Origin of the sequence: Anaerosalibacter sp. Marseille-P3206 (genome assembly GCF_900155565.1) — a bacterium.
GTDB lineage: Bacteria > Bacillota > Clostridia > Tissierellales > Sporanaerobacteraceae > FUHM01.
In genome coordinates, this window is record NZ_FUHM01000002.1 from 613315 (window position 1) to 625351 (window position 12037).

Annotated in this window: 9 protein-coding genes; all 9 read right to left on the bottom strand. The window is 30.3% G+C overall.

Annotated elements, in window-relative coordinates:
* Window positions 1-2 precede the first annotated feature (2 nt).
* The 9 genes from BQ9840_RS04340 to BQ9840_RS04380 all read right to left on the bottom strand — a co-directional run bounded on the left by BQ9840_RS04340 (window position 3) and on the right by BQ9840_RS04380 (window position 11715).
* On the bottom strand, window positions 3-185 hold the full coding sequence (locus tag BQ9840_RS04340; protein WP_200804873.1) for a hypothetical protein: 183 nt from the start codon (window positions 183-185) through the stop codon (window positions 3-5).
* Window positions 186-501: 316 nt separating this feature from the next.
* Window positions 502-1488, bottom strand: a complete 987-nt coding sequence (locus BQ9840_RS04345; RefSeq protein ID WP_077368434.1) for a tyrosine-type recombinase/integrase — start codon at window positions 1486-1488, stop codon at window positions 502-504.
* Between the two features lie 1304 nt (window positions 1489-2792).
* Window positions 2793-4139 (bottom strand): 23S rRNA (uracil(1939)-C(5))-methyltransferase RlmD, encoded by a 1347-nt coding sequence (rlmD, locus tag BQ9840_RS04350; RefSeq protein ID WP_077368436.1) that lies wholly within the window; start codon window positions 4137-4139, stop codon window positions 2793-2795.
* 250 nt (window positions 4140-4389) lie between these two features.
* Window positions 4390-4782, bottom strand: a complete 393-nt coding sequence (locus BQ9840_RS04355) for an FxsA family protein (RefSeq protein WP_077368438.1) — start codon at window positions 4780-4782, stop codon at window positions 4390-4392.
* 15 nt (window positions 4783-4797) lie between these two features.
* Complete coding sequence (locus tag BQ9840_RS04360) at window positions 4798-5208, bottom strand: acyl-CoA thioesterase (protein ID WP_077368440.1); 411 nt, start codon at window positions 5206-5208, stop codon at window positions 4798-4800.
* Between the two features lie 12 nt (window positions 5209-5220).
* Complete coding sequence (pyk, locus tag BQ9840_RS04365) at window positions 5221-6978, bottom strand: pyruvate kinase (RefSeq protein ID WP_077370097.1); 1758 nt, start codon at window positions 6976-6978, stop codon at window positions 5221-5223.
* Window positions 6979-7007: 29 nt separating this feature from the next.
* Window positions 7008-7967, bottom strand: coding sequence for a 6-phosphofructokinase (gene pfkA, locus BQ9840_RS04370; protein ID WP_077368442.1), 960 nt, complete (start codon window positions 7965-7967; stop codon window positions 7008-7010).
* 24 nt (window positions 7968-7991) lie between these two features.
* The gene (locus BQ9840_RS04375) at window positions 7992-8186 is read right to left on the bottom strand and encodes a hypothetical protein (protein ID WP_077368444.1); all 195 of its coding nucleotides are present in this window, start codon (window positions 8184-8186) and stop codon (window positions 7992-7994) included.
* A 76-nt stretch (window positions 8187-8262) separates the two neighbouring features.
* The gene (locus BQ9840_RS04380; protein ID WP_077368446.1) at window positions 8263-11715 is read right to left on the bottom strand and encodes a DNA polymerase III subunit alpha; all 3453 of its coding nucleotides are present in this window, start codon (window positions 11713-11715) and stop codon (window positions 8263-8265) included.
* Window positions 11716-12037 lie beyond the last annotated feature (322 nt).

Here is a 12037-nt window from a genome sequence, read left to right on the forward strand (position 1 = left end):
AATTAGGGTCTCCACAACTTTTTTTCTGTCCATTCGTTACAATTAGCACAAAAGTATGAATCATATTTCTTATAGTAAATCAATTTATTGTTACATTTACTGCACTTTTTATCTGTAACAAATCCATCTATTTTTAGATTATCAATTATTACTTCTTCAGAATTATTACTTTCAATAATTTTCATATATTTCACCACGCTTATATATTGTCACTTAAAATACCTTAATAAATATTCCAAACACTTTCTATATAATACCACATTTTCTACAATATTTCTTATGTTTGGGAAAACAAGGACAAACATTAGAAAAATCCACAAGAGAGTTTTTAATGGACCAATTATAGATTGTAAACTTCAGCTTGAGATGCAATTTGAATAAGGAATAACATTGGATATACTTTGTATTCAATTGAGCATTTCCACTCAAATATATTCTCTAACTTAATCTCTAAATACTTAATTAAACTTGATTTTGCTACATCATCTTCCTTATGAAAAACTAAATTATTATATTCTTATATGGATGTTTATAATAAAAATAATTGATAACTTCAGTTTCAATTCCACTATTGTTAGGTCTATAATATTTTAATGTAGACATATCTATACCTATACTTTCACTAATAAATTCTAATGATTTACCTGATTTAATCATTTTTTTAATGACAGTATGTCTGATATTTTTTAGAGATAACTTTTTATGTGAAAAGCTACTTTTCTTTTTAATAGAACTTATTCTACCTTGTAAAGAACTATAATGTAATTTTTTTAATGCCTTTGTTTTCCCATATGTAGTTAAAAATAAATTTGCCCCATTTGGTATTTTTTCTTTATCTATTTTTTCAGACACTATTTCATGATAATTCATTATATCTTCAATAATTTCATCATACAAATAAAATTTTCTCACATTAGGCTCTCTAAAATAAATTTCCTTTTTATCTAAAATAATATAATTGTCATCATCAAGTGCCATATCTGATTCTTTTTGATAAATCCTTATTGAATCTATTTCTTTTAAAGTACACCCTGTATAAAACATTATTGAAAAAAGAATTCTATTACTCAATTTTATCTGTTCATTTTTATCTTCATTAATAATTTTAAATAATTCCTTTATCTCCTTATGGGTAAACACTTCATAATTAATATTTCTAATTCTTTCAATTCTAACCTTGTCATATTCCATTACTGTATTATCGCCATTTTTCTTCAAAAAAATAAAAAAACCTTTTAAGTATGAATAATAATTATTAATCGTTACAGGGGATGTTCCTTTTTCCAGCTCCTCATCAAAAAATTCTTCGATAGTATTGTGTTTCACATCTCCTATCTTTTTCTCTTTTTTATTTATGAATTTTATAAATTTCTTTGAAGTAGAAATTCTATTATCTGCTGATAATCTTGCAGTATAATACTTTCTGCAATATTCCCCAAACCTTTCTAAGCAATTTTCATTTATATAACTTATTTCCTTATTGTTCATATAATCATCCTTTCAATTTTAGATGTTACAAAACAAAATACTTATCTAATGGTATAAATATATTATATTTCCTTACTATTTAGACCTCTAACAACATTAGTGTCTTTGCTAAGTTTTCTTTCTGGCTTTTTATACCTAGAATTATAAATAATTATTTTATAATTCTACATAAACTCACCTTGCCTATATTATCTTCCCTCCCCTATTTCCTACCAAAAATTAAGGTTCCCCAAAGAATTGTGACAGAAATAAGAAATAAAAAATAACTATTTATATGAAAAAAATCAAGATAAAATAATTGAATAAACAAAGAATTTTCCCCTATTAATTCAACCTTTTTTTATACCTTATCTTCTGTCTTTTCCCTTATTCCTGTTTCTATCCTTATTCATATCTTTCCTCCCTTAATCCTTATTCCTTTTTTTTACTTACCCCTTAAGAAAAGTTCATCCCATTTTCTTCCACGATTTTGAATTCGTTTTTATTTTTTCCCTATTTCCTGTCCTTACTATGTTCCTTTATAAAAAAGTTTTGCTTTTTCACCCCCCTCAAACCCTGATACCTTCGTCGAAAATTTAATAAAGTTTTGCTTTTTTCCTCTCTTTTTTCCCAATTTATTCCACGAATTGAAAGCAAGACTCTATTAAAATTAGAATAAAGTTTTGATGGAAAAGCAGGGTTAAGGATTAAGGATTAAGGCTCAAGGGATTAGGATTGGGGACAGGCTCAGGGATTAGGGTTAAAATTAGCAGAGGTCAAGTTTAGACAGGGCTTAAAGGCAGGTTCAAGGGTTAAGGAATAAGTATAGGTTCAAAATTTTAGATTAAATCTAAGATAAAGAAGGAAATGATAATGTGATAAAATGCAGGAATTAGAGATAAAAAATAAGGATTTATATGAAAAAAAGAAGGATAAAATAATTGAATAAACGAAGAATTTCCTATCATTATTTCAATCTTTTATCACGTATTATTCCTTGATTCTTATACCTTTCTTTTCTCCTATCTTCTATCCCTTATTTCTGTACTTTCCTGCCTTTCTTCCTTATTTCCCGTATTTCTTCCTCTCTTTTCTCCCTTATTCCTTGCTCGTGCCTTTGTTCCTGTCTTTTATCTCTTCCTTGAACCTTAGAGCATTGTTCCTTTCTTTATCCTTGAACCTTGTCCTATTTTTATCCTATCTTTTTCCATCTTTTCTCCTGTTCTTTTTCCTTTTAGTCTTAGAGAAAATATTGAGGAAAATTTGAAAGAAGCAAATGTTTTTTATAATAGAAGCAAGAGTTTATTTAAAAGAGCAAAGGTTTTTTATATTAGGACAATTTCCTTTTGTATCAACGCTATGCACTCAACATGTCCAGTCCAAGGAAACATGTCCACTGGCTGTACTTCTTCTACCTTATACCCCTTCTCCACTAAGTATCCAACATCTCTTGCTAGGGTTGATGGATTACAGGATACATAAACTACTGATTGTGGTTCTATTTCTATTATTGTATCTAGTACCTTTTGGTCACAGCCTTTTCTTGGTGGATCTAGAACTAACTTGTCTGCTTTGATACCCTTCTCTACTAACTTTGGAAATACTTCTTCACTTGTACCATGGATGAACTCTACATTATCTATTTTATTTAGTTTTGCATTTTCCCTTGCATCTAATATAGCTTCTTTTACTACTTCTATTCCATATACCTTTTTTGCTTGTTTTGAAAGGAATAATGATATACTGCCTATACCACAATATAGATCAAATACGGTTTCATCTCCTGATAATCCTAGAAATTCTATGGCCTTTTTATATAATACTTCTGTTTGAATTGAATTTACTTGAAAAAATGAATTAGGTGAAATATTGAACTTCAAATCTCCAATATAGTCTATTATCTTTTCTTTACCATATAGCTTTATAAATTTATCTCCATATACTACCGGACCTTTTCTCCTATTTATGTTTTGATAAATGCTTACTACATTAGGACATTTTTTAATTATCATATTAATTAGATCATCATTATGAGGTAATTGACGAGATTGTGTAACTAATATTACCATAACTTCATTATCTTTATTTGTCCTTATACCCAAATGACGAATAGCTGTTATATTGTACTTATTTATAAACTCCTTTAATATTCTAATGATTCTATCTCCTGTTTCCCCTTGTAAAATACAAGTATCCGTTTCTACTATTTTATAGCTACCTCTTTCATAAAATCCTATGAGAGATTTGCCTTTACTTATTGCAACTGGTATTTGAACATTATTTCTATATCTATATGGTGAATCCATTCCAATAGTATCATTAATTTTTATATCTTCTAGGCCTGCTATTTTTATCAAATCATTTTTTACTTTTTTCTTTTTCCACTCCAATTGAGCCTTATAGTCAAAAGATTGAAACTGACAGCCACCACATCTATTTGAAACATTACATTTTGGTTTTATTCTATAATTTGAAGATTTAATAATATCTAATACCTTACCCATACCATAAGATTTTTTTAGTTTTGCGACTTCAAACTTTACAATATCTCCAATTAATCCCCTATCTAAAAATATGGTGAAATTATTAACCTTTACAATTCCACCACCTTCATGACTTATATCCACTATTTCTCCTTCTACTATATCTCCAACCATTACTGGAACTTCCATGTAAATCACTCCTATAATTAATGTAATTTTAAAATATATCAATATTTGATATTTGTCAACAATATATAAATAAGTTATTGCAAGGGAAAAACAGGGACAATGAACCTGTCCCCATGTCCCACATGGCCTCGAACCTGTCCCCATGTCCCAAAAAAAGAGAGCACATATAAATGTGCTCTTAGAGAATCAGTATGCCTATGTCATTAATTAATATGATTATAGACTTAAATCTAATATTTTATACATTAATTTACCATTTCAAAAATAAACTTGCATTTCCTCTGCGAATCTTATTTTGAAGTATTCTCTTTATATAGTTTTTATAGAATTCCCTAGTTCCAGGAAAAATCATTGTTATACCTATAATATCAGTTACAATACCAGGAACAACTAAAAATACTCCTCCGATTATAATACACAAACCTGTAAGTAAATCATCACTTGGAATATTGCCTTGTGAAAGTTGTCTGTTTATACTTGATATAACTACTTTTCCTTCACTTCTTGCTAAATAGTATCCTGCTATTCCTGTTGCTATTATCAAAAGAATTGTAGTCCAAAATCCCATATTTTGTGATGCCTTAATCAAAATATATAAATCAATTATAGGTGTGACTATGATGAAAAATAATATTTTTGACATTTTTCATTCTCCTTTTTACAACAAGTTTTCTAGAGTCCTCCAAGCTTCAGGATGTCTTCTTCTAAAGTTAATAGGTTTAAGTTCACTATCAACAAAAGCATGTCTAGTAAATCCTTCTGCGATCAATGTATTGTCGCTAATTCTATATATTGTATAGTTTAAGCGAAATCTAACACCTTTTAATTCAACTAATTCAGTTTTTATTAAGACCTCATCATCAAATTTTGCTGAATTGATATACTCACAACCTGCTTCTATTACTGGTAGGAACACATCTTTTCTTTCTAGTTCGCCACATTCTAAATTCAAATTTCTAAAAAACTCATTTCTACCAACTTCAAACCAAGTAAAATAGTTACCATAATATACTACACCCATTTGGTCTGTTTCTTTATATCTTACTCTAATAACCGTTTTGTTCTCCATATTATGTCCCCCTTACAGTATTCTAGCCTCTCCTTTATAAATTGAACCAGTTATACTATCTACAGTTACTATATCTCCATCTTTTAACTCAACTGTAGCATCTTGAACACCTACAACAGTAGGTAAATTTAAGTTTAATCCTACTATTGCTGCATGGGATGTAAGTCCCCCTTGTTCAGTAATTATTGCTGAAGCACTTTCTACATACTTCATCATATCCCTGTCTGTGGAGTTGCAAACTATCACATCTCCATCGTTAAACTTACTTTCTAACTCTTTTGCACTATTTCCTACTACTACTTTACCAGTAATTGCTTTGTTTCCAATTCCTACACCTTTTAATAATCTTTCACTTACAGTATGGACTTTGATTAAATTAGTAGTACCTGATACTCCAACTGGTATACCTGCAGTAATAACTATTAAATCCCCTTGTGCAATAAAGTCTTTTTCAAGTGCACTATGAATTGAAAGGTCTATAACTTCGTCTGTGGAACTAGTCTCTTCTGACAGTACAGGATATACTCCCCAGACAACAGATAATCTTCTCATTACAATTTCAGTAGTAGTAGCTGCAATAATTGGAGCCTTTGGTCTAAATTTTGAAACTGCATTAGCAGTATAACCTGAAGAAGTTGCAGTCAAAATAGCACTGGCGCCTAAATCTTGAGCTGTAGTACATGTTGCTTTACTAATAGCATTAGTAGATGACACGCCATTTACTTCAGATTTAGTTTTAAATATTTGTTTATAATCAAGTGCAGACTCAGCTTTTATTGCAATATTGTACATAGTCTTAACTGATTCTAATGGATATTTCCCTGCTGCTGTTTCCCCTGAAAGCATAATGGCATCTGTACCATCAAAAATTGCATTAGCCACATCCGTTACTTCTGCTCTAGTAGGTCTAGGATTTCTCATCATAGAATCAAGCATCTGTGTTGCAGTAATTACTGGTTTACCCATCTCATTACATTTCTTTATTAATTGTTTTTGAACTATCGGTATTTCTTCAGTTGTAATTTCAACTCCTAAATCTCCTCTAGCAACCATAAGTCCATCAGATACCTTGAGTATTTCATCAATATTATCTACTGCTTCTTGATTTTCAACTTTAGAAATAATATGAATATGCTCTCCACCATGTTCTTCTAATATCTTTCTTATTTCCAATACATTTTCAGCTTTCCTAATAAATGAAGCTGCTATAAAATCAACACCATTTTCAATTCCGAACAATATATCTTCATAATCCTTTTCAGTAACTGCAGGTAAATTAACTTTTACCCCTGGCACATTTACCCCTTTGTGGTCAGTTACTGACCCACCATTTTTAACAAGACAACAAATATCTGTATTGTCTTTAATCTCCTCAACATTTAACTCTATTAGTCCATCATCAATTAGTATTCTATCTCCTAATTTTACATCTTTAGGTAGTCCTTCGTAATGAACATTGACAATGTTTTTATCTCCTAAAACATCTCTAGTAGTTAGGGTAAAATATTGTCCCTCTTCAAGATAAACCTCTTTATCCTTAAAATTTCCAATCCTTATTTCTGGACCTTTTGTATCTAACATTATTCCAACTGGCAAATCCAGTTCTTCTCTTAGTTTTTTTATGGTCTCAATTCTTTCTTTATGCTCTTCGTGACTTCCATGAGAAAAATTAAGTCTAGCAACATTCATCCCAGCTAACATTAGTTTTCTTAGAGTTTCTTCCTTTTCTGAAGCAGGACCAATAGTGCATATTATTTTTGTCTTCTTCATTGTCTTTTTCATACTGTACACCTCACCTTTTAAATAGAAAGTATCTTTGCTATATCATACATTTCACTATCAAACTCATTATTGATACTAAGAGCTTCTTCAAAATCCATATCTACTATTGAATTTTCCTTAACACCTATTGCTTTTCCTGACTTTCCTTCCAGCAATAATTCTACAGCCCTATAACCCATTTTACTAGCTATTATTCTATCAAATGCTGTAGGTACTCCTCCTCTTTGAATATGCCCTAGTATTGTTACTCTAGTTTCAGTACCTGTTTTTTCTTCAATTTCTTTTGCAAACTCATATGCATTACCCACACCCTCAGCAAGAGCTATAATGCTATGTAATTTACCTCTATTTCTACTCTGAATAAGCTTTCTACAAACTTCATCAATATCTATTCCTTCTTCTGGAACAATAATACTTTCAGCTCCTCCTGCAAATCCTGCATATAAAGCTATATCTCCACATCTTCTCCCCATTACCTCTACTATATTTGCTCTACCATGTGAACTAGAAGTATCTCTGATTTTGCTTATAGCATCTACAACAGTTTCTACTGCAGTAAAAAATCCTACTGTATAATCAGTATATCCCATATCATTATCTATAGTACAAGGCACTCCAACAGTTGGAACTCCATTATCACTTAAAAGTTTTGCTCCTCTAAAAGAACCATCACCACCAAGAACAACCAATCCATCTATATCAAATATTTCAATAACATTCTTAGCCTTTTTTATTCCACTTTCAGTTGCAAACTCTTCACATCTAGCCGTTCTTAGTATGGTACCACCACGGTGTATAATGTCTGCAACACTTGACAAATTCATTTCTTCAATATTTCCATTAATAAGTCCATTATACCCTTGTTTAATCCCTAATATTCTCACATTGTTATATATACCAGTTCTCACAACAGCTCGTAATGCTGCATTCATACCTGGTGCATCTCCACCACTAGTTAATACTCCAATAGTCTTCATATACTAGCCTCCCATATTGCGTATTTATATATATCCTAAATCTATCAATACATTTTGAACTTCTTGTGCTTCAAATTCAGGAGCCAATATTTCATAATAGACAATATCCCCTTCTTTCGAAAATAAATTAGATTTTATAAGAAATCCTTCTTTAGTTAATGCATCTACAATTTCTTTTGTTTTTTCATATCCTTCAGCTACATACACTGCAGTCCACATTTTTAGCACTCCTTATCAAATATACTAAAATAATTATAACACAATATACATTTTTTGTTCGCATATTTGATATTTATTAACGTACTTTTACACAATTTTCTCCAACTACACTTTTTAGTTCACTAAGCAATTTCTCGTTTTTTATGTCTATCCATAGATTTCGTTCCGCCATTACTACTTTGTCTTCTCTTTCCAAATATATATATACAGGAATATCTCCCCTGTAATTTGAAAATATATCCTTTAGCATATTAAACGTATTCATGTATTTTTCATCGCTTATTTTTATATATAATTTACCACTCTTAAACGAGTTTAATGGTGTGATTTTTTCACAAATTATTTTTGGTTCTTCTTCCTCCGCTGAACTAATACTTCCTTCTATAACAACTATACTATCTTCACTTATATATTTTAAATATCTATCATATATTTTGGGGAAAACAATGACTTCTATAGCCCCATATAAATCTTCAAGGGTAAGAAACGCCATCATATTGTTATTCTTTGTTATCTTGTTTTTTACATAAACAATAATTCCACCAATAGTAACTCTCTTGCCATCAAAATGCTCTATACCCTCTTTCATTTGAAATAATTCAGATGTGGTTATATTAGAGACATTTTTTAATTCATCTTCATAGGGGGCTAGCGGATGACCACTTATATATATTCCTAGCATTTCTTTTTCCATTGCAAGTAATGCCTTTTGTGTAAACTCGTTTAAATCTGGTAGATTGTCTTCTTCTATTTTTGTATCGAAAGAATCAAACAACGAAACTTGCCCTTCGATATTTCTTCTTCTATCATTGTGAACCCCATCCATAATATTTTCAAATACCGCCAATAGTTGAGCTCTGTTTCCTCCTAGAGATTTCATAGCATCACATTTAATCAAGCTTTCAATGGCTCTTTTATTCATTACTGAAGAATCTATTTTTTCTATTCTTTGGCAAAAATCTGTAAAACTATTAAATAGTCCATCTTCTCTAGCTTTTATAATTACCTTTATAAGATTATCCCCTACATTTTTTACTGCACTTAGTCCAAATCTGATTTTTCCATTTGATACTGTAAACTTTCCATAGCTTTCATTTACATCTGGAGGTAGAATATCAATATTAAGCTTTTTACATTCTTGAATATATAGAGAAACTGAATTTGTATCTCCCATAACACTAGAAATTAGTGCTGCCATAAACTCAACAGGATAGTAATATTTTAGCCAAGCTGTTCTATATGCTACTACCGCATAAGCTGCAGAGTGAGACTTGTTAAAAGCATATTTAGCAAAATCAATCATTTCATCATAAATCTTGTTAGCAGATTTTTCATCTACTCCATTTCTTATTGATCCTGGAATTACCACTTCACCACTTTCATTTACTTGTCCATATATAAAATGCTTTCTTTCCTCCTCCATCACATCCATTTTCTTCTTACTCATAGCACGTCTTACTAAATCAGCTCTACCCATAGAAAATCCACCAATATCTCGTACTATTTGCATAACTTGTTCTTGATATACAATACAACCATAAGTAACCTCTAGTATTGGCTTTAGTTTAGGATGGAAATATTCAATCTTTGATGGATCATTTTTGCTTTCTATATATTTTGGTATCTGATTCATAGGACCAGGTCTAAATAGTGAATTGGCTGCGATAATATTCTCAAACTCTGTAGGCTTTAGTTCCTTGAGAAAATTTCTCATACCTGCACTTTCAAATTGAAATACACCTAATGTATCAGCATTGCTAAACATCTTATATACATTTGGATCATCATATTCAAAATCCGAAAAATCTATTTTTATTCCATGGTTTTTCTCAATTAAATCAATAGCATCTCTAATAACAGTTAGTGTTCTAAGCCCTAGAAAATCCATTTTTAGCAAACCTAGTTCTTCAAGCTCTGTCATATTAAACTGAGTCGTTAAAGAATCGTTGTTCCTAGATAGAGGAACATATTTAGTTATAGGTTCTTTAGATATAACAACTCCTGCAGCATGAGTAGATGTATGCCTAGGTAATCCTTCTACGGCAATGGCTAAGTCTATTAGCTTTTTTACCTCTTCCCTTTCTTCATACGCTAAACGCAATGTTTTATTTACATCTAAAGCTTTTTTAATAGTCATACCTAATTCTGTAGGAACTTGCTTTGCTATAAAATCAACATCTCCATAAGGCATATTTATTGCTCTTCCTACATCTCTAATAGCTCCCCTAGCAGCCATAGTACCAAAAGTTGCTATTTGGGCTACTCTATCTTTACCGTATTTTTCTACAACATAATCAATTACTTCTTCTCTTCTCTCATAACAAAAATCCACATCTATATCCGGCATAGTAACCCTTTCTGGGTTTAAAAACCTTTCAAATATTAGATTATATTTTAAGGGATCTATATCTATAATTCCTAACGCATAAGATACAATACTTCCAGCAGCAGAACCTCTTCCTGGCCCAACCATTATCTCATTGTCTTTGGCATATTTAATAAAGTCCCAAACTATGAGAAAATAATCAGTATAGCCCATATCTACTATAGTGTTAAATTCGAAGTAAAATCTTTCTTTAATTTCACTTGTTATCTCACTGTATCTATTTTTTAGACCCTCAATACATAATTCTTTTAAGTATTCGACATTTGTATAACCCTCTGGAATTTCATACTTGGGTAGATGAAGATTACCAAATTCTATATCTACATTACATCTTTCACTTATATTCACAGTGTTTTCTAAAGCCTCGTGGGGAAATAACTTTTGCATTTCCTCATAGCTTTTTAAATAAAACTCACTGGTTGGAAATTTCATTCTATCTTCTTCATCTATAGTCTTACCAGTTTGAATACAGAGAAGTACATCATGAACTATTGAATCTTCCTTTTTTAAATAATGAACGTCATTGGTTGCTACTAAGGGTATACCTGTATCTTCACTTAACTGGATTAACTTTTCATTTACAAGTTTTTGTTCTCTCAATCCATGGTCTTGAAGTTCTAAGAAAAAATTATTTTCTCCAAAGATATCTTTATATAATAGTGCTGTTTTCTTTGCTCCTTGTATATCTCCATTTAATATTTTCTTTTGTACTTCTCCACCTAAGCAAGCACTTAATGCTATAATTCCTTCACTATATTTCCTTAAAACATTGTGATCCACTCTTGGTTTGTAATAAAACCCGTTAACATAGCCTTCTGAAACTATTTTCATTAAATTTAAATATCCAGTATTGTTTTCTGCAAGTAATACTAGATGGTATTGGCTTTTGTCTTTTGGATCCTTATCTGTATATAAACCCATAGCCACATAAACTTCACAGCCTAATATAGGCTTTATTCCTCTCTTTGTAGCTTCTTTATAAAAATCAACAACTCCAAACATAGCTCCATGGTCAGTAATGGCAATAGAATCCATTCCTAATTCTTTAGTTCTATCTAACAGTTCTTCAATTCTATTTGCTCCATCTAAAAGACTATACTCAGTATGAACATGAAGATGTACAAATTTACCTTTATTATTCATATGGATATCCTTTCTATTGTTTTTTCTATCTTTATTTTATCATAAAAAAGGCTTCTATCGAAATATTATAAGAAAGCCTTTTTGAAACTCATTTATAAAACATTATTCATCATACTCATAGGTAGAATTTAGATTTATTATATGATATACTTGAATAAAATTGCAAAATTTGTTGACAAGTGCAAAATATTTTTTGCATTTATCTTAGGTTTATATTGGATTTAGTGAATATATTTTCCCAAAATAGATATTTTACACTGTTTTTATATTATTTATGATGGCATGAAATTTGCAACTATATTTACAATTGAGAAGTATAATA

Coding starts and splice junctions, on each gene's coding strand:
- BQ9840_RS04340 (WP_200804873.1), bottom strand. CDS start 185: ATGAAAATTATTGAAAGTAATAATTCTGAAGAAGTAATAATTGATAAT.
- BQ9840_RS04345 (WP_077368434.1), bottom strand. CDS start 1,488: ATGAACAATAAGGAAATAAGTTATATAAATGAAAATTGCTTAGAAAGG.
- rlmD (WP_077368436.1), bottom strand. CDS start 4,139: ATGGAAGTTCCAGTAATGGTTGGAGATATAGTAGAAGGAGAAATAGTG.
- BQ9840_RS04355 (WP_077368438.1), bottom strand. CDS start 4,782: ATGTCAAAAATATTATTTTTCATCATAGTCACACCTATAATTGATTTA.
- BQ9840_RS04360 (WP_077368440.1), bottom strand. CDS start 5,208: ATGGAGAACAAAACGGTTATTAGAGTAAGATATAAAGAAACAGACCAA.
- pyk (WP_077370097.1), bottom strand. CDS start 6,978: ATGAAGAAGACAAAAATAATATGCACTATTGGTCCTGCTTCAGAAAAG.
- pfkA (WP_077368442.1), bottom strand. CDS start 7,967: ATGAAGACTATTGGAGTATTAACTAGTGGTGGAGATGCACCAGGTATG.
- BQ9840_RS04375 (WP_077368444.1), bottom strand. CDS start 8,186: ATGTGGACTGCAGTGTATGTAGCTGAAGGATATGAAAAAACAAAAGAA.
- BQ9840_RS04380 (WP_077368446.1), bottom strand. CDS start 11,715: ATGAATAATAAAGGTAAATTTGTACATCTTCATGTTCATACTGAGTAT.